This window comes from Pseudoalteromonas sp. MT33b, from assembly GCF_014117385.1.
Lineage (GTDB): Bacteria > Pseudomonadota > Gammaproteobacteria > Enterobacterales > Alteromonadaceae > Pseudoalteromonas > Pseudoalteromonas lipolytica.
Genome location: NZ_CP059831.1, coordinates 359,019 through 385,109 on the forward strand (window position 1 = coordinate 359,019; position 26,091 = coordinate 385,109).

Consider the following 26,091-nt stretch of genomic DNA (forward strand, 5'->3'; position numbering starts at 1 on the left):
TTAATTTCTTTATAGGAATTTTTTAAGATGGCAAAAGAAAAGTTTGAACGCGTAAAACCGCACGTAAACGTTGGTACAATCGGCCACGTTGACCACGGTAAAACTACCCTAACTGCAGCAATCACTAACGTACTTGCAAAAGTATACGGTGGTACAGCTAAAGACTTCGCATCAATCGATAACGCTCCAGAAGAGCGTGAGCGTGGTATCACAATCTCAACTTCACACGTTGAGTACGATACACCAACTCGTCACTACGCACACGTAGACTGTCCTGGACACGCCGATTATGTTAAAAACATGATCACTGGTGCTGCTCAAATGGACGGCGCAATCCTAGTAGTTGCTGCGACTGATGGTCCTATGCCACAAACACGTGAGCACATCCTACTTTCTCGTCAGGTTGGCGTACCTTACATCATCGTATTCATGAACAAATGTGACATGGTTGATGACGAAGAGCTACTTGAGCTAGTAGAGATGGAAGTTCGTGAACTTCTTTCTGAGTACGATTTCCCAGGTGACGACTTACCTCTAATCCAAGGTTCAGCACTTAAAGCCCTAGAAGGCGAAGAGCAATGGGAAGCGAAAATCATTGAACTAGCTGAAGCGCTAGATTCATACATCCCAGAGCCAGAGCGTGACATCGATAAGCCATTCATCATGCCTATCGAAGACGTATTCTCAATCCAAGGTCGTGGTACAGTTGTAACTGGCCGTGTTGAAGCTGGTATCATCAACGTGAATGACGAAGTTGAAATCGTAGGTATCAAAGAAACTACGAAGACAACATGTACAGGTGTTGAGATGTTCCGTAAGCTTCTAGACGAAGGTCGTGCGGGTGAGAACATCGGTGCACTTCTACGTGGTACTAAGCGTGAAGACGTTGAGCGTGGTCAAGTACTTTGTAAGCCTGGTTCAATCAAGCCACACACTAAATTCACTTCAGAAGTATACGTACTTTCTAAAGATGAAGGTGGCCGTCATACTCCATTCTTCAAAGGTTACCGTCCACAGTTCTACTTCCGTACAACTGACGTAACAGGTGACGTACAGTTACCAGACGGCGTTGAAATGGTAATGCCTGGTGATAACATCAAGATGACTGTAGAGCTAATCGCTCCAATCGCGATGGACGAAGGTTTACGCTTCGCTATCCGTGAAGGTGGCCGTACAGTTGGTGCTGGTGTTGTTGCAACTATCGTTGAGTAATCAACTATAGTGATGCATTAAGCATTCAAGAAAAACCCGAGCTTAGTCTCGGGTTTTTTTATGGATGAGAAAATAGATATTAGATATTAGATATTAGATATTAGAAATTAGATATTAGAAGTTAGATATTAGAAGGTAGATATTAGAAGGTAGATATTAGAAGTCAGTTACCGAGCGGGGGTTACTTACTGGTGTGATTAAACATCAAAAAGTTTGCTTGAGGTTAACGTGGCTTTATTTTGTTCTCGCTACTCGCTACTCGCTACTCGCTACTCGCTACTCGCTACTCGCTACTCGCTACTCGCTACTCGCTACTCGCTACTCGCTACTCGCTACTCGCTACTCGCTACTCGCTACTCGCTACTCGCTACTCGCTACTCGCTACTCGCTACTCGCTACTCGCTACTCGCTACTCGCTACTCGCTACTCGCCTTTATTAACCACCTTAAAACAGTGTTTCTTTCTTTTGGCTGTTAATCAGTTGTTTAATATTTTCGTCATTAAAAGTCACTTATTCAGTCATAAATACTTCCTACCATAAGCTCGCTAATTATCCATGTGCAGCTTAATTAGTCGCATACAATTCTTAAAATAACGTACTAACGGAACGTAACGATGAAAATGAATAAAATTGCCTCAGCAATTGGCTTTACGTTGGCATTGTCAGCGACGGCGAATGCCGGTGTGTTACCAGATAGTCAAAAACAAAATGAGTGGTACAGTGCCGCTGAAGCTAAATTAATCAAGAAAGAACAGGTAGCTCAGTCAGAACAGGCATTTAAAGCGAAGAATGTGATCTTATTTGTGGGTGATGGTATGGGGGTGTCGACACTCACTGCATCACGCATCATGGCAGGTCAAATGAGCGGTAAGTCTGGCGAAGAAGGTTTTTTAAGTTTTGAAGAGTTCCCTTACTCTGCGCAAATTAAGACTTACAACGTGGATGCACAAACTCCTGATTCTGCGGGGACGATGACGGCGATTATCTCAGGAGTTAAGACAGACGTTGGCGTGATTGGTGTTAATGAAAATATTGAGCGTGGCAAGTGTGCGACAGTTGCTGGCAATGAATTAATCACCGCGACTGAACTGGCTGAAATTAAAGGCCTAGCAACGGGGGTAATATCAACAGCACGAATCACACACGCGACACCTGCTGCAACTTATGCAAAATCGGCGGATCGTAACTGGGAAGATATTTCTGATATGCCGGCTGATGCCGTTGAAGCTGGTTGTGAAGATATTGCATCTCAACTTGTTAATTTTGAGAAGAACTTAGAGGCACGTTTTGTCGGTACTGACGTGGATGGTTTAGAGGTTGTGATGGGCGGTGGTCGTCGTCACTTTTTACCGAAAGATGCGGCATTCAATTCAGCTGATGCTGTTAGTGAAGTCGAAGGGGACCGCACAGACGAGCGAGACCTAACTGCAGAATGGAAAACACTCTACCCAGAGGGTCAGTATGTCACGGATCAAGCTGGTTTCGATTCACTAAATGCAGATACAAAACGCGTGTTTGCACTATTTAATGAGTCACACATGCAGTATGAAGCAGACCGTAGTAACGATATTGCGGGCGAGCCTTCATTATCACAAATGACCTCTAAAGCTATCGACATTCTTAAAAATAATGATAAAGGATTTTTCTTAACGGTTGAGTCAGGACGTATTGACCATGCTCACCATGCAGGAAATGCTTACAACGCATTAAACGACACCGTTGAATTTGCAAAAGCAGTGCAAGCGGCTGTTGAAAACACTAACCCAGAAGAAACGCTTATTTTAGTCACCGCAGATCACAGTCATGTATTTACCATTGCGGGTTACCCAAAACGCGGTAATCCAATACTGGGTCAAGTGGTTGCCGTTGGTAAAGAAGCGCCGACTCTAGCTGCAGACGGTATGCCGTATACAACAGTCGGGTATGCAAATGGTTTAGGCTTTCGTGATTTAGGCGATGAGACTGATGCAGATGCGTCATATAACGACGCTGCATTTGCTGGCCGTGTTGACTTAACGGGTGTTGATACAACGACCCCAGGTTACCACCAAGAAGCCACTGTGCCATTAAGTTCTGAGACGCATGCGGGCGAAGACATTTCATTGCATGCAAAAGGTCCAGGTGCGCAGTTAGCGCAAGGCGTTGTGGAGCAAAATGTAATTTTCCACATCATAAATCAAGCTCTAGAACTAATTGAAGAATAATGGCGATGACAATGAAAAAACTAAATTTAATTTCTCTTGCTGTAGTAGTGGCATTAGCGGGTTGTTCTGATGATGATGACAAAGGCCCAATTGAAACAATCACAGTTGAAAACACCTTAGCTGTCGGGTCTGAGCAGTGTGTGAATGGTGGTACAGAAACCGTATCGGGTGAAGATACAAACCGCAATGGTGAGCTAGATTCAGCAGAAATCACAGAGACAACGGTTGCGTGTAATGACCCAGCCACATCACTGACCGCACAGCAGCTTGCGCCACTGACGAGCAATGATTGGTTTAAGGCCGCAAAAGTTAAGATGGCGGCAAGCGAAGAGAGCATCGCTGCGGTTGCTAAAGAGTCAGGGAAAGCGAAAAACGTCATTCTATTTGTGGGTGATGGTATGGGGATTTCTACCGTGACAGCGACACGCATTATGGCGGGTCAGCTTGAAGGCAAGTTGGGCGAAGAGCATCAACTGAGTTTTGAAGCGATGCCGTTTTCTGGTTTTGCAAAAACATACAACGTTGACGCACAAACGCCGGATTCTGCGGGTACGATGACAGCAATGGCATCTGGTGTTAAAACAGATGCCGGTGTTATCGGCGTTGATGAAGATATCGAACGTGGTAACTGTGCGACGGTTGCGGGTAATGAGCTGGTAACAGCAACAGAGCTTGCTGAAATGGCAGGCAAATCGACCGGGATTGTATCAACAGCGCGAATCACACACGCCACACCTGCCGCCACCTATGCAAAATCGGCTGACCGTAACTGGGAAGATGTATCTGATATGCCAGAAGCGGCTGTCGCTGCGGGATGTGAAGATATCGCCTCGCAACTCGTTAACTTCGAAGCAAACCTTGAAGCACGTTATGCGGGATTAGATGTTGATGGCTTAGAAGTCGTGTTGGGCGGTGGTCGTCGTCACTTCTTACCTAAAGATGCCGCGTTTAACTCTGCGGACGCTGTAAGCAGTGTTGAAGGTGACCGTACGGATGGTCGCGACCTAACTGCTGAGTGGAAAGCGAAATACCCAGCGGGTCAATATGTTATGGACCAAGCAAGTTTTAATGCTGTGAATGCAGACACAACTGAGCATTTATTTGGTTTATTCAATGAATCACATATGCAGTATGAAGCCGATCGCGCTAACGATATTGCTGGTGAACCTTCATTATCTGAAATGACCGCAAAAGCAATTGACGTGCTTGATAACAATGACAAAGGTTTCTTCTTAACCGTTGAAGCGGGTCGTATTGACCATGCTCACCATGCGGGCAATGCGTACAACGCATTAAGTGATACGGTTGAGCTTTCAAAGGCTGTTCAAGTTGCATTGGATAAAACCAGCATTGAAGATACTTTGATCATTGTTACGGCTGACCACAGCCATGTGTTCACGATTGCTGGTTATCCAAAACGTGGTAACCCAATTTTAGGTAAAGTCGTGCCTGTGGGGAGTGATGAGCCATCACTCGCAGCGGATAATATGCCATACACTACTGTAGGATACACTAATGGCGGTGGCTTTCGTGACTTAGGTGATGAAACCGATGCGGATGCGGGCTATAACTTTGCACCCGTGACTGGGCGTGTTGATCTCACCGATGTTGATACAACCACACCGGGTTTCCATCAAGAAGCGGTGGTACCGCTTAGCTCTGAAACACACGCAGCAGAAGATGTCGGTGTGTATGCAGTAGGCCCAGGAGCCCATTTAGTTACTGGTACGAATGAGCAAAGCCTTATTTTCCATGTGATGGATTATGCCGCTGACCTTGTGAAACAAGCTGATGCTAAATTAGTCCAATAAATGTTAGCAGAGAGCCCTTAGGGGCTCTCCTTACATCGAATACAACACCTTTAAAAGAAAAGAGACTCCCGTGAAAGCTGCGATATTAATTGCTTCATTACTTAGCCCACTTGCTGTTGCAGGTCAGTGCGATACAAACACCGGTTATGCGAAAGCAAACTATACTGTCACAACCGGTACTGTTGCTAACAAACAGCACACAGAAAACGCCTTTACGCTTTGGCGTACGCCTCATCAAGTGGCTAAGCAAAACCCACAATTTATCGAGTTGTGGCAACAGTTACGTAATCAGCAAATGCGACCAATCCGATACTTTCAACACGCACAGCGTGGTATTGAATATCAGCCTTCTGAGGTTCAGGGCGAACAGGATTGGAGTGCCAAATATCAGTTGGTAAGTAATGCACTGCTCGAAAAAATGACTTTAAAAAACAGTGCAGGCGAAGGTTGTGAGCTGACTGAACATTATCAATACCAGCAAGCAGAGACAAAAATAGAGTTAACGTGGCTTGCTAATCAGCAGCTGGTTAAAGAAATGCGTATTTCATCGCCTTCTTATAGTCGCACAGTTGCTTTAACCACGGTTGAGCACAATAAAGACGCGGTAACAGCACAATTTGCCAAGTGGGATAACTTTCAAACGACAGATTATGCCGACATTGGTGACAATGAAAGCGACCCCTTTTTAGCCAAGATGATTAATTTAGGGTTTGTAGAGCATGGCGCGACTGGTTTTTATGATGCGCAAGGTAATCAATTGCAAAGTGAGCATCAGCACCATCATTAACATGCCTTGCTAAACGTTGCCGCTGAATGTATTAAAGCGGCACACCCTTACAGCATGTGTTTGGCTGTGCGATTTATCATTTAAAGTACACAGTTCAATAAGCACCAGCCCTTGGTTTTTTGTTATCAGTCCCAAGGTATAGGGTATACGCTAACGAAGGAGCAGACGAATGACAAAACATGTGGTTGTAACGGGAGCTAATAAAGGTATTGGTCTTAATTTCTGTAAGCACTATTTAGCACTAGGAAACCGTGTTACGGCGGTTGTTCGCACGCCAAGTGAAGAGCTAAAAGCGCTCGATGTGAAAATAATCAGTGATATTGATGTCGCTAATCCAGACGATGTAACAACACTTGCCAATCATCTTCATGGCGACAAAATAGATATTTTGATCAACAACGCGGGTATTTTTCATAACGAAACCCTCGATGAGATGGATTTTTCTGCAATTGAAAAGCAAATAAGTGTGAATGCCATCGCGCCTGTTCGTATTACTCACGCGTTATTACAAAACTTAGGGATTGATGCCAAAGTAGCGATGATTACATCACGAATGGGCTCAATCGCTGATAACGGCTCGGGAGGCTATATAGGCTATCGTATGTCAAAAGCCGCACTCAATGCTGCGGGAGTGAGTTTGGCTCATGAGCTTAAAGATAAGCAGATAGCCGTTGGGCTATTTCATCCCGGGTTCGTACAAACAGAGATGGTAAATTTTGCAGGTGATATCAGCCCAGAGACAGCCGCTGAACGTTTAATAAAGCGCATCGATGAGCTAAACCTTGATAATAGTGGTGGTTTTTGGCACTCAAATGGTGAAACTTTACCTTGGTAAAGAGTGAGAAAATAAGTTATTAACAGTAAAGCAGTTAGCAATAAAAAAGCGGTTAACTGCTGATAACTTTCGCTAATTTTTGCTCTTTTTGTTTGCTATACTTCTACAATGACAGCCATATAGATGTAGAGAACAGCACATGGAACTAGAGCAAAATAGCGATTTAACCCTTCCCCTTTTTTATTTCGATGAGCATCTCAATAGTCGTGATATTGAGTCGCCTGATTTACTTTTACACGTCACGTTAGATGAAAATCTACTTACCCAGCTTTGCCAGAATCCTGCTGTTGATAGTAGTGTGGCTATTGCCTTAACTGATTATCGACTCGAAGCATTGGCTGAACAATATCAGTCACTGATAAAGGGTGAGCACCATGCTCAGCTAACCCTTGTTCGTGGGCCACTATTAAGTGCAATGCTCAGCGCTGAGGGCGACAGCAGTTTTGTATCGCCTCAAGTCGATATGATGCCAACCTTTGACTTAGGTGATGACCTAGAGGATAGCGAGGAAGAAGGATGAAAAAAACCTTCACGACACTATTTGGCTTAATCTTATTAAGTGGTTGCGCTTATTTAGGGGCAGCGCACTATGATGAGCTATTTGGTAAAGAGCAGCCTCAACAGCGTGTTGTTGCAGCATCAACCCCACAAGGTGCTGAGTTTTTGGCAGATGTAAAGCCAGTGCTTGATAGTCGCTGTGTGGTGTGTCATGGCTGTTATGATGCGCCGTGCCAATTGAAGTTATCCTCGGTTGAGGGCATCGACAGAGGCATCAGTAAAGAACGTGTTTACGATGGAACGCGCTTACTGGCCCAAGAGCCTAGCCGATTGCTGTTTGACGCACTCGATACCACTGAGTGGCGAGAAAAAGGTTTTACACCGGTGCTTAATGAGCGTGTGCAAACTGAAGAGGCGAATTTGGCTGCCAGTGTCCTTTACAATGCGTTAGTGCTTAAACAAAGTAGCCCGCTTCCGACACAAGCAATCTTAGGTGATGAGTTTGATTTTAGTCTCGATCGTGAGCAAACATGTACAACCATGAATGAGTTCGATGCGTTTGCAAAGGACAACCCGCACAGTGGGATGCCATATGGTTTGCCGGGTATTTCAAGTGAAGAATTTCAGCGTTTAGCAAAATGGTTAAAGCAAGGGGGCTATCTGGCACATATTGAGCCGCCAGAAAAAAACGTACTTAAACAAGTTGAGCGCTGGGAAGCGTTTTTAAACCAAGAGGGTTTAAAGCATCAACTTGCAGCTCGGTATATTTATGAGCACTGGTATTTAGCCCATATTTATTTCCCCGAACAGGGAGATAAACACAGCTACTTTAAACTCGTTCGCTCATCAACCCCACCGGGCCAAGACGTTAAAGTGATTAGTACGCGTCGTCCTTACGAAGATCCCAAGGTATCTCGAGTTTATTATCGTTTGATGCATGACCGTTCAACTATTTTGGCAAAAACACACCTGCCGCTTGCTCTTAATGATGAAAAACTTGCGCGTTTGCACGCTCAATTTATCGAAACAGAGTATCAGGTTGATAAGCTGCCAAGCTATAAACCGGATGTTGCTTCAAATCCATTTAAAGCATTTGCGGCCATCCCGGTAAATTCTCGTTATCAGTTTATGCTTGATGAAGCTGAACTGATCATTATGGGGTTTATTAAAGGCCCTGTATGTCGTGGTCAAATAGCCCTTAATGTTATTAACGATCAATTTTGGGTTGCCTTTGCAAAACCTGAAATGGCAGCAACCCCTAAGGTGGGTGAGCTGTTATTACAGCATGAAGATGCACTGGCATTGCCCGCTGAAGAAGAAAGTAACGCACTGCCTATTTCAAGCTGGGTGAAATACTCAAAGAGTCAAAATAAGTATCTCTCTGCTAAAGTGGCTTTGGCCAACAAAATGTTCGCCAATGGCCAGCACTTAACCACCGATTTACTGTGGCGTGGCGATGGTCATAATCAAAATGCGGCACTCACCGTTTTTCGTCATTTTGATAGTGCAACCGTGGTTAAAGGCTGGATAGGCCAACAGCCTAAAACAGCATGGGTGCTTGATTATGCTTTGTTTGAGCGCATTCACTACTTGCTGGTGGCTGGCTTTGATGTGTATGGCAATATAGGCCATCAATTATTAACGCGTTTATACATGGACTTTTTACGCTTAGAGGGTGAGGGCAATTACTTAGCGTTACTGCCAGAGAACAAACGAGAAGAAATCAAAGCCCAATGGTATCGTAAATCACCGCCAAGTCTCACGAGCTTTTTTGAAGATGAACTGTCCTTTAGTCAGCCATCGGGCATTGAATATAAAACCACAGACCCACAGGCAGAGTTATTCAACATCCTTAAAGCAAAGTTAAAGCCTATATTGAGTACGCGTTATGATTACACGCAAGTGCCAGAGCCTCTCTCGCAGATTAATGAGTTACCGGTAAAAGCGATTAACTTATTGCCACAAATTTCATTTGTGTTAGTGAAAGAGGGGGCGGATGCGCATAAGGCATACACCATTATTCACCATAATGCTCATTATAATATTTCGAGCTTATTGAACGAAGAAGGTCAGCGTGCCTATGATGAAGATACCGTGACGATTGTGCCTGGTTTTATTGGTGACTACCCCGAAGCGATTTGGTACTTACACAATACTGAGCAAGTTAATGCGTTCGCATCAGGCCTTGCTAAAGTCACTGATGAAGCAGCGTACAGAGATTTGAAAAGTGAGTTTTCCATTCGTCGAACGCACCCACAGTTCTGGCAATACAGTGATATTTTGCACCACGTTGCCAAGCAATATCGCGGTGTTGAGTTTGGGCTATTTGATTATAATCGGCTCGAAAATAGATAAAGTAATTGATAGTGTTAACCGATAGTTTAAAGCCCACCGAGAGTGGGCTTTATTGTGAAATGTGAACTACAATTATGCTTAAAAATAAATGAGTAATACATGTTGAAGCTAGTTAAGGATATCCGCCAACGATATCGGTGGGGGTTATCAGCCATTGCTATTTTGATAACCATCTCTGCTGCCCTAATGCAGACTCTTTTTTATGTGCAAAAAGGGGATGCGAAGGTGATCAACATTGCCGGTAAGCAGCGGATGCTTTCACAAAAAATAGCGCTGCATGGAAATGCCTTGATCTATCAGGATTCAGAGCGCCTAAAAGAGCAACATCGTAGGTTGTTACAGCAGGCTGTAGAACAATTTGTGTCAGGACATCAGTTTTTACTTGAACAAGACAATGGCGAATTTATTCATTTAAACTCTGCACTCGAAGCGCATTACTTTTCTCCTCCAAACCAACTTGATGCGCATGTTAAGCGCTACGTAAGTCAGGCTCAGCAGTTATTAAATAGTCGCACAAACTCCAGCAATATAGACAGTTCTATTTTTGTGAGCGAACAATTAGAGGCGCTGCTAACTAAGTTAGATCAAGCGGTAAAATTACTCGAGCAAGAATCGGTGTATAAAGTCACGATTATCTCGGTACTTGAGGTGGTGTTTTGGCTTGCTGCTATTGTGTTGTTAATCATAGAGCTTATTTTTATTTTTAAACCAATGGAAAAGCTGATTGCAAATACCATTCAGAAATACCAACAACAAAAAGAGTATGCAGAGCGGGTTAATAAAAATAAAGAGCGGTTTATTGCGCGAACAAGTCATGAGTTCAGAACCCCCTTGCAAGGTCTTACCTCGTCGATAGAAGCGCTTGATATTAGCGATAATCAACAACTGACGAAGCAACAAGCCATATACTGCGTTAACCGTTTGGTCGCTATGCTCGATGAGCTACTCGATTTACAACAGCTATCATCAGGCGACTGGCAGCTAAAGCCACATTCAAGCAACTTACTAACCACCTTGAATCAAGCTATTGCGCCTTATAAGTACGCGTGTAACGATAAAAATATTACGCTCAGTGTGAATATGTCTGAGGCATTAGACAAAGACGTGGTGACCGATCACGCAAGGCTACAACAAGTGCTTTCTGAGCTTATTAATAATGCGGTTAAGTTCACCCCTAAACAAGGTCGAATTGCCGTGAATGCGATTTGCAAAGGTCACAAACAGGTTATTCTGGAAGTGCAAGATAATGGCACCGGTTTTGAGCATCCTCCTGCTGAGCTGCTTGACTTTGAGCATGATAGCGAACAGCATTTTCAGGGCTTAAAAACAGGCCTTTTACGGGTTATGCATATTGTAAAAGCACTGAATGGCAAGATTGAGTTTCAAAACGTTCAGCCTCATGGGGTTAAAGTCGTTATTCATTTGGATCTCGAAAATGCCCCCAAATCTGAAATGCCAATGCAATTACCAACAAACCTGCATTGCTTAATAGTTGAAGATAATCCTCTCAATGCCACAATTTTAGGGCGTATTATTAGTCAGTTTGACTTTAGTTATGACATTGCGAGTAATGGCTTAATTGCGACAAGTATGACAGCTGAAAAAAAATACGATGTGATATTTATGGATTTAAACATGCCAGTTATGGATGGTTTTAAGGCAACAGATATTATCCGCAATGAACAATCGCTATTAACGCCGATACTTGCCGTAACAGCCAACACCTCGAATGAGGACTTGCAACGAATTTATGACTTAGGCGCCGATATGCATGTGTATAAGCCGATTTCAGTCGAGTCAGTGCAAAAAGCCCTCGGCGCATTATTCACAGAGGGCAAACAGGGATAAGTTGTTTAAAATGAAGAGTTAGTGTCTAACTTTTATGTCACCAACGCCGACTTCTACGTCAATGTTGTACTGACCGTTGCCTTGGTAACTTGACTGTGAGCTCACCACTTTACGGTGCGTGTTAGCCTCATTTTTTAAGCCACGAATTTTGGTATCACCAACACCTGACTCTAATTCAATGCGTTTGTAGTCATCAAGTGCACTATCGATCCGCACTGCACCGACACCCAGTTCAATCTCAACCGAATTGCTCAGTTCATTAATCTCAATGTCACCCACACCTAATTCAACATCAATCGCCATTGATTTTGGCATTTTAACTAACCAATTTTGTTGAATGTCATCGTTATCTAATTTCAAACTTAATAGATTAGCGCGTTGAGAGTGGTTCAGTTCGATGTCTGACAAGTCAATCTCTGAGCCAAACCAGCCTTTGTCATTTTTTGGCTCAATACGAATGGTGACGTGTACTTCGCTGCCGTCATAGCTTTGTACTTCTAAGCTGCCCACCGGAAAATCGATATCAAGCTGACTGGCATTATTAATCGCAAACGTGTGATTGAGTTCACGTGAATCTTTTGCCATTGCTTGTGAGGTTGTCAGTATTAAGCCCACTGCTGCTACACCCAGTAATTTTTTCATTGTATTTTCCTGTTAATGACCTTTTATACCTTAGTCGCAGCGGTGATTAAAAAAGGTTTAAACGGTTTTTAATTTTTTATTGAATGCGGTAACGTCGAACTAAACATAACGTGGAATGAGGGTTCAAAGTGCAACAAACGCAGTTGGTTAATGTTAAAGCCAGCCTAAAAGGGCAGGGCAATGATGTATATTGTGTAGACAATTTAAGCATGACAGTATCAGCATCGCAGCACTGGGTGTTACTAGGTGCAAATGGGGCCGGAAAGTCGGCAATAGCGGCTGTTATCGCTGGGTTTGCTACTATCGAACAAGGCCAGTACACAAATAGTTTTGAGCGCGTCGCGCTGGTATCGCCAGATAGACAAAAGCAATTACTTGCAGAAGAATTAAACAAAGATCAGGACGATATTATTGAAGGGGTGTCTTCATTCAGTCGTGTCAGCGATCTCATTTTAGCAGGTCGAAGCCCTCAACAAATCGACAATCAGCTGCTCAATCAGCTATTAGAGACCTTTGATTTTGAAAGTAAACTAAATAAAGCGTTTCGTGATTTATCGACCGGTGAAACACGTAAATTAATGCTGATCCAAGCGTTAATAGGTCAGCCTGATCTATTGGTACTTGATGAGCCCTTTAATGGCTTAGATGTAGCAGCGATGACTGAATTGGACCATCAGTTAGCAAAGTTAAGTGAAACAACGACGATGGTTTTTGTGCTTAATCGCTTATCTGAGATTCCAGACTGTGTTGATCATTATGCGTTTATAAAAGACGGTAAAGTTACTCATCAATTAGCGCAGCCAAGTGCTGAACAGCGAGATGATTTACTTAAACTATTGCATCTAACACACACCGATTTAGAGATACCAGAGGCTGATAGTGACCATCAAGCGCCACCGCTTATTGACCCTATCCTGGTTAAACTCACGAATGCGTCGGTCAGCTTTGGCGGAAAAGCTATTTTTGAAAAGCTTAATTGGCAAATTAATCAAGGCGAGCATTGGCAATTAACCGGCAAAAACGGTTCTGGTAAAACCTGCCTATTAAACCTCATTACTGGCGATAACCCACAGTGTTATAACAACGACATCAAGGTATTTGGTTATCAGCGGGGGAGTGGCGAAAGTATTTGGCAAATAAAGCAGCATATTGGTTATATTTCTAATGCGTTACACATGGACTACCGTGTGGGTACTTCGGCGTTGAATACGATTATTTCTGGTTTTTATGACAGTATTGGCCTTTATCAAAAAGCGAGTGATAAACAGCTGGCTATAGCTAAAAATTGGCTAGCACTACTTGGCTTAAGTGATAAACAAAACAGTTCATTTACTCAGTTGTCATTTGGTGATCAACGCTTGTTGTTGATTGCCCGCGCGATGGTTAAGCATCCTAACTTACTCATTCTCGATGAGCCATGTTTAGGGCTTGATGAGGCAAACAGACAGCGGGTTTTATTATTAATCGAAAAAATTTGCAGCGCAAAAACCAGTACCGTGATTTATGTTAATCACCATGCAAGCGATCACATTGCTGGAATAGCGCATTATTTAGAGATGGAAAATGACATAAAAAAAGCGCCTTAGGCGCTTTTTGGACATGCAATTGATTTAAATGCGTGTCACCGTAAAGCCTTTATCGGCTAGCTGTTTAAGTAAACCGTGCTGCTCAGGCAAATGCAGTGCCCCGACTGCTATAAATAGCTTTTCTTTACCGATACGCTTAGATAATTGCTCAACCCAGTTGTTGTTGCGATCAATTAGCATCACTTGTTCACTGAGTTCACCATACTGTGAGTCATCAAAACTTTCGTTATAAAATTGAGTGAGTGTTTCCATATCACCCGACTTCCACGCGTTTATTAAACCAAAGAAATAGGTGTCGGCATCGGCGAGTTGCGCGAAAGTTTCTTCAATCATTTTATCATTCATGATTGCCAAGTGTTCAAACATTTCCATTTGTCGTTCTAGCGTTTCAAGCTCACCCACTGAAATTTTATGGTCTTTAGCGTAAGCAAGGACTTGCTTGTCAATTCCGTATTGGTCAGAAAACCCCACTTTTTGAAACTCCATTTGCATCATGGTTATCATGACGGCCCACGGTGCTAAGTTTTTAAACATAGCAATATCTATGGACTTATCAGCAAAGTATTTTTGCAGTTTGGCATAGTTAGCTTCAGAGAGTTCTGACTGTAATGTTTTGCCGTCTTTTAGCATCATAAAAGGCAATGAGCGACGTTGCATATCGACAGGAGATATCGCACTGATATCGACTTCAACGATGACTTTATCGGTCTTATCAAGTGCATTGGTTACTTTGCTTGGCAGTCCTTGCATACTTTTATCACCGACATGCACCGTGCCGAATAAATATGAGGCAATGCCGTTTTTCTCTACTTTCCAAAGTCCTGGTTCAGCAAATACTTGCTGACTAAAGCCCAGTAGTAGTAGAACAAAAAACAGGGCATTAATACGCTGTATGAATTTCATAACTTTCCTTTTCATGCTGTTGTTGTTTTCAATACTAAACTAATTTTCACAGAGAGGTTTAATAAAATGAGATCAACCCGAAAAAAATTACCTATGAAAGCTAAAAATTAATCAATCATTTAATTGGTTATAACGAGGTATGAAATTTCAATAGCTAGCTATATGTGAATTTTTAATCTTAAATACAGTTAATGTTAGATATTTATTTCTTTAATTTCGTTTTTTGTGATGTTTTTTGAATTGATTTTTATGTTGACTTGAAGGGCTGGGCGCGGTACTAATAGAAAAAGGCAGCGGGATGGCTAGATTTCCGCAACAAATGACACGAATTTGGTATAAGTAAATGCTTACAAATAAACTATCTCTAATCCTAATTAACGTCGTGGTGATTATTATTACCGCGGGGGCTACTTAGTGCTTAGAGAAAAGTGAAGCATTAAAAAAGCCCCCCGCACTTAACAGTCCGGGGGCTTTTTGTTTTAACCGCAAAAAATACACAATGTCACTGAGGAATGAGGATTTAAGATGACAGGCGCAGAGTTAACAATCGATTTATTAGCCAAACATGGCGTAAAGGATGTCTTTGGTTACCCGGGTGGTGCCATCATGCCTATTTACGACGCTTTGTATGGCGCGCCCGTCAAACATTATTTGACCCGTCATGAACAAGGCGCTGGCTTTGCCGCTGTAGGTTTTGCACGTAGTACGGGTAAGTTGGGAGTGTGTTTTGCAACGTCAGGCCCGGGTGCGACCAACCTTATCACGGCATTGGCTGATGCGATGATGGATTCGGTGCCATTACTGGCGATAACGGGGCAAGTGCCTACCGCAGCGATTGGCTCAGATGCATTCCAAGAGATTGATGTACTCGGTATGTCGTTGTCTTGTACAAAGCACAGCTACATGGTTGAACGCCCTGAAGATTTAGCTGAAATACTGCAAGAAGCCATCCACCTAGCGCAAACAGGGCGTCCGGGTCCTGTGTTAGTCGATATTCCTAAAGACATTCAAATGGCACAGGTGCCATTCCATCCTTGGTTAGCGGCAGAAGATACGTTGCCAAAACTTGACCCCAACCAAGTTGCCATTGCGAATCAAATATTAAGTGAAGCACAACGACCTGTTGCCTATGTGGGGGGCGGTGTTCAAGCCGCAGATGCACAAAACGAGCTTATGCAGTTTTTAGAAAAAACCCACATGCCAGCGGTAACAACGTTAAAAGCGTTGGGAAGTGTGTTACCTGATTACGAGTACGACCTTGGCATGCTAGGTATGCACGGTGGCAAAGCGGCTAATTTAGCAGTACAAGAATGCGATGTTTTAGTGTGTATTGGTGCGCGCTTTGATGACCGAGTTACGGGCAACCTAAGTAAGTTTGCCGCAAAAGCTAAAGTTATTCATTTGGATATCGATGCAGCAGAAATCGGCAAACGAAAGCCTGTAAAAGCGTCTCTCGTCGCTGACTTAAAAACGTCTCTACCGCAACTCGATTGCTTTGTAACCCCAGATGAGTGGCTTTTACATATTGAAAGTATGATGAAAGAGCATGCGTGGCGTTATGACTATCCGGGTGAAAAAGTATTTGCGCCTTACCTGCTAAATCAACTGAGCCAAAAAATGCCGAAGACCGGTGTGGTGTGCTGTGATGTGGGCCAGCATCAAATGTGGGTTGCACAGCATATGAAGTTTTCGCACCCCAGCAATCATTTAAGCAGTGGCGGGGCGGGTACGATGGGCTTTGGTTTGCCTGCGGCAATAGGTGCACAAGTGGCACGCCCAAACGATTTTGTTATTACGGTCTCGGGTGATGGCTCAATCATGATGAACATTCAAGAGCTGGCGACAATTCGCCGTAATAATTTACCAGTAAAAATACTTATCTTAGATAACCAGCGTTTAGGCATGGTACGTCAATGGCAGCAGTTATTTTTCGAGGGGCGTTATTCTGAGACCAATCTTTCAGATAACCCTGATTTTGTTCAACTCGCTGCAGTGTTTGGTATCCCAGGTCAAACTGTGACAAGAGCGGATGAAGTTGACACGGCGATTGATGCACTTGTGAATAGTCAAGGTCCTTACATTTTACATGTGTGTATCGATGACAAAGAAAATGTATGGCCGCTTGTACCACCCGGTGCAGCCAATGATGAGATGATGACGGAGACTGTAAAATGAAACACACCCTAACGATTGCACTCAAAAATCAAAGTGTCGCTGTTGAGCGCTTTTTACGCGTTGCCCGTCATCGCGGTTTTGATCTAACAAAAATGAACTTAGAAATGGCAGAAGATGCATTCAGAGTGACTATGACAGTGGTTAGCGATAAACCCATTCATTTATTAACGTCGCAGTTAAATAAATTGGTCGATGTAAAGCATGTGACGCTTGAGAGTCAGCTGCAACAGCAAGCAATTTAATCACAGACAAATTCAACAGGTAACTAGAGCAGCACAGACTATGCTTTAGTAAGAAATAAATTAGGAATGAGGAAGTCAGTGGCACGCCACTGCAACAACAGAGGTAACTATGGCTAAATTACGAAGTGCAACAACAACAGAAGGTCGTAAACGCGCAGGCGCACGTGCATTGTGGCGTGCAACAGGAATGACAGATAAGGACTTCGGTAAGCCAATTATCGCTGTTGTGAATTCATACACGCAGTTTGTTCCAGGGCATGTTCATTTAAATCAACTCAGTGAGTTAATGGCCGAAACGATTACTGAAGCGGGTGGTGTACCAAAAGAATTTAATACCATTGCGATTGATGATGGGATTGCGATGGGCCACGGCGGTATGCTGTATTCGCTACCTTCTCGCGATCTGATTGCTGACTCAGTAGAGTACATGGTTAACGCGCATTGTGCCGATGCGATGATCTGTATTTCTAACTGCGACAAAATCACCCCAGGTATGATGCTGGCTGCATTACGCTTAAATATTCCGGTTATCTTTGTGTCAGGTGGACCGATGGAAGCAGGTAAAACCCGCCTTGCTGATATCGACATTAAACTCGACTTAGTTGATGCCATGGTGAAAGGTGCCGATAGCTCAGTCAGCGACGAAGACTCAGACAAAGTAGAGCGCTCAGCGTGCCCAACGTGTGGTTCATGTTCGGGGATGTTTACGGCTAACTCAATGAACTGCTTATTAGAAGCAATTGGTTTGGCATTGCCTGGTAACGGCACAACACTTGCCACTCATAAAGACCGTAAACAGTTATATGTTGAAGCAGGCGCACGCATCGTTGATTTATGCCGTGAGTATTATCAAAAAGATAATGCCGACGTATTACCACGTGCCATCGCCAATCGCACCGCTTTTATGAATGCAATGGTGGTGGATATTGCAATGGGTGGCTCATCAAACACGGTGTTACATTTATTAGCCGCAGCCCAAGAAGCGGGTGTCGATTTTGATATGTCGCATATTGATGAGCTTTCACGCAAAACGCCTTTTTTATGTAAAGTTGCACCTGCCACAAGCAAATATCACATTGAAGACGTGCACCGCGCTGGTGGCATGATGGCAATTATCCGTGAGCTAGGTAAAGCGGGTTTAGTTGATTTGTCTGTGGATCACGTTGCTGGGATGACGATGGCGGAGTTAGTTGAGAAGTGGAATGCCACAGATCCAAACAATGCCGTTGCGCAAAAGTTCTATAAAGCAGGCCCAGCGGGTATCCGCACCACGAAGGCGATGAGCCAAGAATGTCGTTGGCCTGAACTGGATAACGATCGTGAAAATGGCTGTATTCGCAGTGTTGAAAATGCGTTTCGTCAAGATGGTGGCTTAGCGGTGCTGTCGGGAAATTTAGCGCTGGATGGTTGTATTGTTAAAAGTGCCGGTGTTGTTGAAGAAATGCTGCATTTTGAAGGCCCAGCAGTGGTTTACGAATCACAGGATGATTCAGTTGAAGGTATATTAAATGGTGAAGTAAAAGCGGGTGATGTTGTGGTGATCCGCTATGAAGGGCCAAAAGGGGGCCCAGGTATGCAAGAGATGTTGTACCCGACCAGCTACTTAAAATCGGTAGGTTTAGGTGAAAAATGTGCATTGATCACTGATGGCCGTTTTTCGGGTGGTACCTCTGGTTTATCGATTGGTCATGTCTCGCCTGAGGCTGCCAGCGGGGGAGCAATTGCGTATGTAGAGAACGGCGATAAAATTATTATTGATATCGCCACCCGCGAAATCACCTTAGCCCTGAGCGATGAAGAGCTTGAAGCACGTAAGCAAAAGCAATTAGCACGTGGTAAAGAGGCCTTTAAACCACGCGATCGTGAGCGTTATGTATCATCGGCACTTAAAGCGTATGCATTATTGGCAACCAGTGCAGACAAAGGGGCGGTCCGTGATTTAGCTAAGCTTGAGGAGTTAAGTTAATCATGGTTTCACAGGAGCTCGATTATTTTCGCGCTATCATCCAAGCAAATATGGAGCCGCTTGCAAAGGTTACTGAGGTCAGTGAAATGGCCGAACTTAGCGCAAGGCTCGGTAATCATGTGTGGTTGAAGCGTGAAGACCAACAACCGGTTTATTCGTTTAAATTGCGCGGTGCATTCCATAAGTTGAGTAAGTTGCCAAAGGGCTCTGATGTGGTCACTGCATCGGCTGGCAACCATGCTCAAGGCGTCGCGTTAAGTGCATCGTTTTTAGGGCACAAAGCGACAATTGTTATGCCGGTAACCACACCCGAAATTAAAGTGAGTGCAGTGCGCGCGCTAGGTGGTGAGGTTGTATTACATGGTCATCACTTTGATGCAGCAAAAGCCCACGCGTTAGCGCTAACAGAGCAGCGCAATGGCGTATTTGTGCCTCCTTTTGATGACCCCGATGTCATTATTGGTCAAGGCACAGTTGCGCGAGAACTGATGCAGCAGCTAAACGACCTTGATGCCGTTTTTATTCCTGTTGGCGGTGGTGGCTTGTTGGCGGGAATGGCTGTGTACATAAAATCATTGCGACCTGATATCAAAGTAATTGGTGTTGAAGCGGATGAAAGTGCGTGTTTAAAAGCAGCATTAGAGGCGGGGAAACCTGTGGAGCTTGACCGCGTTGGTAGTTTTGCTGATGGTGTAGCGGTAAAAATAATCGGCACCGAAACGTTCCGCTTAGCACAAAAGTTTTGTGATGAAGTTGTGACCGTGAGTGGCGATGAGATTTGTGCTGCTATGCAGGATATCTTTGTTTCTACCCGTGCAATTGCTGAGCCTTCAGGGGCCTTATCGACAGCGGGTTTGAAAAAATGGTGTCAGCAAAGCGGTGTAAAAGGCTTAAATGTTGCTGCTATTTTATCGGGCGCGAATTTAAATTTTGACCGTTTACGCTACGTTGCTGAGCGCACTGCGTTGGGTGAAAAGAACGAAGCATTACTCGCCGTCACCATCAAAGAAGAAAAAGGCAGCTTTAAGCAATTTTGTGCTTCGTTAGGTGGCCGAGCTATTACAGAGTTTAATTACCGTTATGCAGGACCGGGTGAAGCACAAATATTTGTGGGTATTGCACTTCGCCAAGGTCAGCAAGAGCTAGATGAATTAAAAGCGGTACTCACTGAGAATGGCTATACATTTTGTGACCTGTCAGATAACGAATTGGCTAAATTACACATTCGTTATATGGTGGGTGGAAAAGCCCCAGCGCAATTACATGAGCGATTATTACGTTTTGAATTTCCTGAATACCCAGGTGCATTAGCGCGATTTTTAGATACGTTAGGCAGTAACTGGAATATTACGTTATTCCATTATCGCAATCATGGTGGCTCTGTAGGTAATGTACTTGCTGCATTTGCTATCGAACCGAGTGATTACGACGTATTTAACGAGCATTTAAATCGTCTTGGTTATAATGTTCAGGATGAAACCAATAATCCATGTTTCACGCAATTTTTAACGACTCAAGGTCAAAAGTTGAGTGAAGCTAAAGCTGCCAATCAATAAACTGGGCTCCATCAAGGAGCCTTGATTTTTTGCATATTTTTCCTATAGTTATTGCACGATTGTAAAGCAAGGATGATGCGTGCGAGGAATGCGTTATTACTTAGGGTTACTCTGTTTAATGCTAAGCATAAGTGCCAATGGCTCTGACAAGGTGACCTTGCAACTAAAATGGACTCATCAATTCCAGTTCGCTGGCTATTACATGGCAGCAAAAAAAGGCTTTTATAAAGACGCTGGACTTGATGTCACTATTTTACCCGCAGATCCTAACAACCCTAACACGTTTGATCAGGTGTTAAATGGTCAAGCCGACTTTGCTATTACGCATTCTGGTATTTTGCAACAACGTGTGCAAGGTGCCCCCGTTGTTGCCTTAGCGGCTATGCTGCAGTTCTCCCCCTATTGTTGGATGGTTAAAAATAATTCTGATATTTTCCAGCCGCGTGATTTTGCGGGTAAAAAACTCAGTAAAATTAGCTCACTTGAAAACGCAGAGTTGTTAGTCATGCTGCAAAGGGCGGGGCTTGATTATCAAAGTTTAATGGCTGCAAGCCAAAAAGGCGGAATAGAGCAGTGGTTAGCTGGCGAACTTGATGCTGTGCAAGTGTATGTAACTAATGAGCCGTATACTTTAACACTGCGTGGTGTTGGGCACCGATTAATTTGTCCACAAAAATTTGGCCTGAATGTGTATGGCGATATTTTATATACCTCGCAGGCTATGCTTAAAAATAAACCGGATATAGTTGAGCGTTTTTATCAAGCAAGTTTAAAGGGATGGCGTTATGCACTGCATAATATGAATGAGAGTATTAATGTCACTCAGCGTGATTATGCCCCGCACAAAAGTATGCAGGAACTTGCATATGAAGCCGATGTACTCGCTAACTATATTCAGCCTCCGGGCAGCAAGTTGGGGAGCATGTCGATGGCTAAATGGCGACTTATCGCTGACCTTTACAACATCGATCAAGACGAATTTGATCATGCATTTTCAGGGTTTATGTATGATCAACAGCAAAGCGAGGGCATAGAGTTATCTTGGATGCTTATTTTAGCGATAATATTGAGCATTGCATGTGTTCCTTTGTACATTGGTCTAATAAGCAATGGAAGGCGTTAAACCTCTTAAAAGCTGTTATACTCACTTTTATTTTTTGTCGTTTTTGTAGTTATGACACTTGCCCAGCACTTTGCTGCTTTAGATACACTGCTTTATTCAACTCGCCAATACTGGCAATGCACGGCATTTGACTTTGATGATATTCCATGGCCTGAATTAATGTCTTTATTATGGGCGATTGATGACAGCCAAGTGAGTGAACTTGATGCCGACCAGCATGCTTTATATCAATACTTTTGTGATGCTATAGACGGTGTTGATGAACTTAATGCCTTATGCGAACTGCCCACAACAAAGTTGCCAAGGAATGAATTTCCATTTTGGATCAGTAATGGCATCAAAGGACGCAAGTTTGAGCAGTTACAAGATTTTGTTGCAGCGATCAGCCAAAATTCACAGCAACACCCTGTTTTAGAGTGGTGTGCAGGCAAAGGACACTTAGGGCGGATGCTGGCATTTAGTGGCGCACCCTCGGTACACAGTATTGAACTACAAGAGCACCTGTGTGAGCAGGGAGCTCATAGTGCTAAGCAGCAACAATTAGCCATGCAGTTTTCACAAGCGAATGTATTAACGGATAACACTGATGCATTTTTTAAAACAGAGCAACATGCCGTCGCTTTACATGCATGTGGTCGTTTACACCAAACATTTATGCAGCAGGCAAGTCGGGCCAAAACCCAGCAGATAAGCTTTTCACCCTGTTGTTATCACTTATTTACCGACGATGCCTACCAAGCAATGAGTGAGCATGCACAGCATAGTCAATTGACGCTAACCCATCGCGATTTAAAGCTGGCCTTGCAAGAAACCGTGACCGCACCAAGTCGGGTTGATAAAGTGAGAAAAACAGAAGTCGAGTGGCGACTTGGTTTTGATGCATTACGTAAATCAATTACCGGTGTTCAGCACTATGTGAGTGTGCCTTCCGTGAATAAAGCGGTATTTTCTGGTTCTTTTAGGTCGTTTTGTTTGTGGGCAGCTGATAAAAAGTCACTACATATACCAGATGATATTGATTACAATGCATTTTTAGAGATAGGTAAGCAGCGTAAAAGGGTCACAGAACGCATTGAACTCATCCGACATGTGTTCAGAAGAGCAATTGAAGTTTGGCTCGTGCTCGATCGTGCTTTATATTTGCAACAACAAGGCTATCAGGTATCAGTAAGTACGTTTTGTGAAAAACAGCTCACACCAAGGAATATCTTGATCCAAGCTAATTATTAAAAATCGTAAAGAGGCGCAATGAGAAAGTTAAAAAATTTATTCGAAAATAATAGACGTTGGGCTGCGCGTACGAGTGAAAGTGATCCTGAGTTTTTTAAAATTCTATCAATGCAACAAAATCCCGAGTACTTGTGGATTGGCTGTTCGGACTCACGTGTACCCGCTAATGAGATAGTTGATTTATTACCGGGTGAGTTATTTGTACACCGTAACGTTGCAAATGTGGTTGTGCATACTGACCATAACTGTTTATCAGTCATGCAGTACGCGGTTGAAGTACTTAAAGTTAAGCACATTATGGTCGTTGGACACTATGGCTGTGGGGGTGTTCAAGCGGTTTTAAATGAAGCACGCTTTGGCTTAATTGATAACTGGCTACGTCATGTTGGTGATGTAAAAGAAAAACACATCGAACAGTTAAACGCATTACCAGAAAAAGAACGTTTAAACAGCCTGATTGAACTCAATGTAATTGAGCAAGTACGTAACGTGTGTCGTACTAATATCGTGCAAGATGCGTGGGCGAAAGGCCAAGAACTTACGATTCATGGTTGGGTGTATGGTTTAGCAAATGGTCATTTAAATGACCTTGAATCCGTGGTGACCTGTGCAGAAGAAGCCACAGAGACATACGGTACTGCGGTAAAACGTGTTTTCGAACGTATTGCAGAGAAAAGTTAAGACTTAACTGGATAGAAAAAAGGTGAGCTAAGTAGCTCACCTTTTTTTATTGTTCGTCTTGTTTGCTAGCAAGTTGTTGTTCAAGTAAGGCAACCTTTTCTTCTAGCTCCGTGAGTTTTTCACGAGTTCGAATAAGTACTTGGCTTTGAATATCAAACTCATCACGGCTTACAAAGTCCATCTCAGCAAGTTTGTTTTGAATAGCTTGCTTCGTTTTACCTTCAATGGTGTCGGCAAGGTTTTTCACGCCTTGTGGCATGTTATCAGTGATTTGCTTTGCGATTTCTTCAAGTTTTGCTGGGTTGATCATCTTCGTCCCTTGAGTCACGTAAAAAAACAATCTTACCTTATTGGCTAGGCGTAGTGTAGTGATTACGGTAAAATTGCCGGTTCTGTCTTTGGATAATTTCTTAGGGGCTTATGAAACTCAACCCAAAACAAGATGAAGCGGTAAAGTATATCAGTGGACCGTGTTTGGTATTAGCCGGCGCAGGCTCAGGTAAAACGCGTGTAATTACCAACAAAATCGCTTACTTGGTGCAAAAGTGTGAGTATCAAGCACGTAACATAGCAGCCGTTACCTTTACTAATAAAGCGGCAAAAGAGATGCGCGAGCGTGTTGCACAAACGCTTGGTAAGCAAGAGTCTAAAGGGTTATGGGTTTCGACATTTCATACCTTAGGTCTTGAGATCATCAAAAAAGAATTAACCACATTAGGCTTTAAGCCAGGATTCTCATTGTTTGATGATCAAGATACCAATCAATTATTAACCGAGCTTACAGAAGACGAACTAAAAAAAGACAAAGACTTATTAAACCTGTTAAAAATGCAGATAGGCAGTTGGAAGAACGAGCTTATTTTACCCGAACGGGCGATTCGTGAAGCGCGTGAGCCACAAAAAGCACTGTTTGCCCAGTTGTATGCCCGCTATCAAAATCAACTACGAGCTTATAATGCCCTCGATTTTGATGATCTGATCATGATCCCCACCTTGCTACTGGGACAAAATGCGACAGCACGTGAGCGTTGGCAACAGCGTTTTCGTTATTTGCTGGTGGATGAGTATCAAGATACCAATACGAGCCAGTATCAATTGGTTAAGTTATTAGTGGGTGAACGTGCTCGCTTTACGGTGGTGGGAGATGATGACCAATCAATTTATTCGTGGCGTGGTGCTAAACCACAAAATCTGGTGTTATTGAGTAAAGACTTTCCGGGTTTGCGTTTAATTAAACTTGAACAAAACTACCGAAGTGCAGGGCGTATTCTTAAAGCAGCCAATATTCTTATTGCTAATAATCCGCATGAGTTTGATAAAAAACTGTTCAGTGAACTAGGTTATGGTGAACCGATTAAAGTCATTGGCTGTCGTGACGAAGAGCATGAATCTGAACGCGTTGTTGCAGAGATCATTTCGCATAAGTTCATGAAGCGGACCAGCTATAAAGATTACGCCATTTTATATCGGGGGAATCACCAAGCGCGCGTATTCGAAAAAGCGCTGATGAGTAACCGTATCCCATATAAAATTAGTGGCGGAATGTCGTTTTTCTCACGTTCAGAAATTAAAGATATCATGGCGTATTTACGCTTGTTGGTTAATCAAGACGACGACAATGCATTTTTACGTATCGTGAATACCCCACGACGAGAAATAGGTACCGTCACTCTCGAAAAATTAGGCACACTTGCCAACGAAAAGCACATTAGTTTATTTGCTGCCTGCTTTGAGCCTGAGCTTGCGCATCGTTTAAAAGGGCGGGGCTTTAATGCGTTAGCAGGGTTTGCTCGTTGGGTGGTTGAACTGTCTGATAATGCAGTGCGGGGTGACACGCTCGAAGCGGTAAAAGAGCTGGTCAGGCAAATTAATTACGAAGCGTATCTTTACGAGTCATCGCCTAGCGCAAAAGCCGCAGAAATGCGTATGAAGAATGTGTCGGAGTTATATCGTTGGATCACCGATATGCTGACCGGTGATGCCGATAACCCCCCGTTGAATTTAGCAGAAGTGGTGAGCAAGTTAACGCTGCGCGATATGCTTGAGCGCAATGAAGAAGAAGATGAATCTGATGCGGTACAGCTCCTGACTTTGCATGCTTCAAAAGGCTTGGAATACCCGTATGTATTTATGGTGGGAATGGAAGAAGGATTATTACCTCATCAAGTGAGCATCGACGAAGATAACGTTGAAGAAGAACGTCGTCTTGCTTACGTAGGTATCACACGAGCCCAGCAAGAGTTGGTTATGACATACGCTAAGCTGCGCCGTCAGTTTGGTGAAACATCGGATACAGAGCTGAGTCGTTTTGTGCAGGAGTTACCACAGGATGACTTGGCCTTTGAAGCAAAGAAACCGCCTTCTTCTCAAGCAGAGCGAATGGAAAAAGGTCAAGCACGTGTTGCTAACTTGCGTGCCATGCTTAAAAAGTAACGC

General features: G+C 43.5%; 20 protein-coding genes. 17 read left to right on the forward strand and 3 right to left on the reverse strand.

Going from position 1 to position 26,091, the window contains the following annotated elements; translation table 11 throughout:
- Positions 1-27 precede the first annotated feature (27 nt).
- The 8 genes from tuf to H3302_RS01745 all read left to right on the forward strand — a co-directional run bounded on the left by tuf (position 28) and on the right by H3302_RS01745 (position 11,551).
- The gene (gene tuf, locus H3302_RS01710; protein WP_036971551.1) at positions 28-1,212 is read left to right on the forward strand and encodes an elongation factor Tu; all 1,185 of its coding nucleotides are present in this window, start codon (positions 28-30) and stop codon (positions 1,210-1,212) included.
- 615 nt (positions 1,213-1,827) lie between these two features.
- Positions 1,828-3,417, forward strand: a complete 1,590-nt coding sequence (locus H3302_RS01715) for an alkaline phosphatase (RefSeq protein WP_065978255.1) — start codon at positions 1,828-1,830, stop codon at positions 3,415-3,417.
- A gap of 11 nt (positions 3,418-3,428) precedes the next feature.
- Entirely contained in the window at positions 3,429-5,228 is a 1,800-nt protein-coding gene (locus H3302_RS01720) for an alkaline phosphatase (protein WP_182396082.1), read from the forward strand.
- Positions 5,229-5,298: 70 nt separating this feature from the next.
- Positions 5,299-6,015, forward strand: a complete 717-nt coding sequence (locus H3302_RS01725; protein ID WP_182396083.1) for a hypothetical protein — start codon at positions 5,299-5,301, stop codon at positions 6,013-6,015.
- Between the two features lie 169 nt (positions 6,016-6,184).
- Positions 6,185-6,850, forward strand: a complete 666-nt coding sequence (locus H3302_RS01730; RefSeq protein WP_065978253.1) for an SDR family oxidoreductase — start codon at positions 6,185-6,187, stop codon at positions 6,848-6,850.
- Positions 6,851-6,989: 139 nt separating this feature from the next.
- Positions 6,990-7,370 carry a hypothetical protein gene (locus H3302_RS01735; protein ID WP_036971539.1) on the forward strand — a complete coding sequence of 127 codons (381 nt, stop codon included), beginning with the start codon at positions 6,990-6,992 and terminating at the stop codon, positions 7,368-7,370.
- Positions 7,367-9,703, forward strand: a complete 2,337-nt coding sequence (locus tag H3302_RS01740; RefSeq protein WP_182396084.1) for a fatty acid cis/trans isomerase — start codon at positions 7,367-7,369, stop codon at positions 9,701-9,703. The genes H3302_RS01735 and H3302_RS01740 overlap by 4 nt, the downstream gene beginning before the upstream one ends.
- Positions 9,704-9,802: 99 nt before the next feature.
- Positions 9,803-11,551 (forward strand): response regulator, encoded by a 1,749-nt coding sequence (locus tag H3302_RS01745; RefSeq protein ID WP_065978251.1) that lies wholly within the window; start codon positions 9,803-9,805, stop codon positions 11,549-11,551.
- An 18-nt stretch (positions 11,552-11,569) separates the two neighbouring features.
- Here the strand turns inward: H3302_RS01745 and H3302_RS01750 are convergent, their stop codons facing one another.
- Positions 11,570-12,193, reverse strand: a complete 624-nt coding sequence (locus H3302_RS01750; protein ID WP_065978250.1) for a DUF4097 family beta strand repeat-containing protein — start codon at positions 12,191-12,193, stop codon at positions 11,570-11,572.
- A gap of 128 nt (positions 12,194-12,321) precedes the next feature.
- On the opposite strand from H3302_RS01750, the gene modF reads away from it, so the two are divergent.
- The gene (modF, locus tag H3302_RS01755) at positions 12,322-13,779 is read left to right on the forward strand and encodes a molybdate ABC transporter ATP-binding protein ModF (RefSeq protein WP_259369874.1); all 1,458 of its coding nucleotides are present in this window, start codon (positions 12,322-12,324) and stop codon (positions 13,777-13,779) included.
- A gap of 24 nt (positions 13,780-13,803) precedes the next feature.
- On the opposite strand, the gene H3302_RS01760 is transcribed toward modF, so the two are convergent.
- Positions 13,804-14,682, reverse strand: a complete 879-nt coding sequence (locus tag H3302_RS01760) for a TraB/GumN family protein (RefSeq protein WP_036971526.1) — start codon at positions 14,680-14,682, stop codon at positions 13,804-13,806.
- 525 nt (positions 14,683-15,207) lie between these two features.
- Here H3302_RS01760 and ilvG point away from each other — a divergent pair.
- From ilvG to can, 7 genes are all read left to right on the forward strand, one after another.
- Positions 15,208-16,857 (forward strand): acetolactate synthase 2 catalytic subunit, encoded by a 1,650-nt coding sequence (ilvG, locus tag H3302_RS01765; RefSeq protein WP_182396085.1) that lies wholly within the window; start codon positions 15,208-15,210, stop codon positions 16,855-16,857.
- Positions 16,854-17,099 carry an acetolactate synthase 2 small subunit gene (gene ilvM, locus H3302_RS01770; protein WP_036971521.1) on the forward strand — a complete coding sequence of 82 codons (246 nt, stop codon included), beginning with the start codon at positions 16,854-16,856 and terminating at the stop codon, positions 17,097-17,099. The genes ilvG and ilvM overlap by 4 nt, the downstream gene beginning before the upstream one ends.
- A gap of 109 nt (positions 17,100-17,208) precedes the next feature.
- On the forward strand, positions 17,209-19,065 hold the full coding sequence (ilvD, locus tag H3302_RS01775) for a dihydroxy-acid dehydratase (protein ID WP_036971518.1): 1,857 nt from the start codon (positions 17,209-17,211) through the stop codon (positions 19,063-19,065).
- A gap of 2 nt (positions 19,066-19,067) precedes the next feature.
- Complete coding sequence (gene ilvA, locus H3302_RS01780) at positions 19,068-20,621, forward strand: threonine ammonia-lyase, biosynthetic (RefSeq protein ID WP_065978247.1); 1,554 nt, start codon at positions 19,068-19,070, stop codon at positions 20,619-20,621.
- Positions 20,622-20,709: 88 nt separating this feature from the next.
- Complete coding sequence (locus H3302_RS01785) at positions 20,710-21,744, forward strand: ABC transporter substrate-binding protein (protein WP_257473670.1); 1,035 nt, start codon at positions 20,710-20,712, stop codon at positions 21,742-21,744.
- A 51-nt stretch (positions 21,745-21,795) separates the two neighbouring features.
- Positions 21,796-22,974 (forward strand): methyltransferase, encoded by a 1,179-nt coding sequence (locus H3302_RS01790; protein WP_182396086.1) that lies wholly within the window; start codon positions 21,796-21,798, stop codon positions 22,972-22,974.
- An 18-nt stretch (positions 22,975-22,992) separates the two neighbouring features.
- Positions 22,993-23,655, forward strand: coding sequence for a carbonate dehydratase (gene can / locus H3302_RS01795; protein WP_036971509.1), 663 nt, complete (start codon positions 22,993-22,995; stop codon positions 23,653-23,655).
- A gap of 46 nt (positions 23,656-23,701) precedes the next feature.
- Here can and ubiK read toward each other — a convergent pair whose 3' ends face one another.
- Complete coding sequence (gene ubiK, locus H3302_RS01800) at positions 23,702-23,965, reverse strand: ubiquinone biosynthesis accessory factor UbiK (RefSeq protein ID WP_036971505.1); 264 nt, start codon at positions 23,963-23,965, stop codon at positions 23,702-23,704.
- Between the two features lie 110 nt (positions 23,966-24,075).
- Here ubiK and rep point away from each other — a divergent pair, with 110 nt between their 5' ends.
- On the forward strand, positions 24,076-26,088 hold the full coding sequence (gene rep / locus H3302_RS01805; RefSeq protein ID WP_036971502.1) for a DNA helicase Rep: 2,013 nt from the start codon (positions 24,076-24,078) through the stop codon (positions 26,086-26,088).
- Positions 26,089-26,091: the final 3 nt, after the last annotated feature.

What these genes read in the sequence shown, in the direction of transcription:
- tuf (WP_036971551.1), top strand. Translation starts at nt 28, where the DNA reads ATGGCAAAAGAAAAGTTTGAACGCGTAAAACCGCACGTAAACGTTGGT.
- H3302_RS01715 (WP_065978255.1), top strand. Translation starts at nt 1,828, where the DNA reads ATGAAAATGAATAAAATTGCCTCAGCAATTGGCTTTACGTTGGCATTG.
- H3302_RS01720 (WP_182396082.1), top strand. Translation starts at nt 3,429, where the DNA reads ATGAAAAAACTAAATTTAATTTCTCTTGCTGTAGTAGTGGCATTAGCG.
- H3302_RS01730 (WP_065978253.1), top strand. Translation starts at nt 6,185, where the DNA reads ATGACAAAACATGTGGTTGTAACGGGAGCTAATAAAGGTATTGGTCTT.
- H3302_RS01735 (WP_036971539.1), top strand. Translation starts at nt 6,990, where the DNA reads ATGGAACTAGAGCAAAATAGCGATTTAACCCTTCCCCTTTTTTATTTC.
- H3302_RS01740 (WP_182396084.1), top strand. Translation starts at nt 7,367, where the DNA reads ATGAAAAAAACCTTCACGACACTATTTGGCTTAATCTTATTAAGTGGT.
- H3302_RS01745 (WP_065978251.1), top strand. Translation starts at nt 9,803, where the DNA reads ATGTTGAAGCTAGTTAAGGATATCCGCCAACGATATCGGTGGGGGTTA.
- H3302_RS01750 (WP_065978250.1), bottom strand. Translation starts at nt 12,193, where the DNA reads ATGAAAAAATTACTGGGTGTAGCAGCAGTGGGCTTAATACTGACAACC.
- H3302_RS01760 (WP_036971526.1), bottom strand. Translation starts at nt 14,682, where the DNA reads ATGAAATTCATACAGCGTATTAATGCCCTGTTTTTTGTTCTACTACTA.
- ilvG (WP_182396085.1), top strand. Translation starts at nt 15,208, where the DNA reads ATGACAGGCGCAGAGTTAACAATCGATTTATTAGCCAAACATGGCGTA.
- ilvM (WP_036971521.1), top strand. Translation starts at nt 16,854, where the DNA reads ATGAAACACACCCTAACGATTGCACTCAAAAATCAAAGTGTCGCTGTT.
- ilvD (WP_036971518.1), top strand. Translation starts at nt 17,209, where the DNA reads ATGGCTAAATTACGAAGTGCAACAACAACAGAAGGTCGTAAACGCGCA.
- ilvA (WP_065978247.1), top strand. Translation starts at nt 19,068, where the DNA reads ATGGTTTCACAGGAGCTCGATTATTTTCGCGCTATCATCCAAGCAAAT.
- H3302_RS01785 (WP_257473670.1), top strand. Translation starts at nt 20,710, where the DNA reads ATGCGTTATTACTTAGGGTTACTCTGTTTAATGCTAAGCATAAGTGCC.
- H3302_RS01790 (WP_182396086.1), top strand. Translation starts at nt 21,796, where the DNA reads ATGACACTTGCCCAGCACTTTGCTGCTTTAGATACACTGCTTTATTCA.
- can (WP_036971509.1), top strand. Translation starts at nt 22,993, where the DNA reads ATGAGAAAGTTAAAAAATTTATTCGAAAATAATAGACGTTGGGCTGCG.
- ubiK (WP_036971505.1), bottom strand. Translation starts at nt 23,965, where the DNA reads ATGATCAACCCAGCAAAACTTGAAGAAATCGCAAAGCAAATCACTGAT.
- rep (WP_036971502.1), top strand. Translation starts at nt 24,076, where the DNA reads ATGAAACTCAACCCAAAACAAGATGAAGCGGTAAAGTATATCAGTGGA.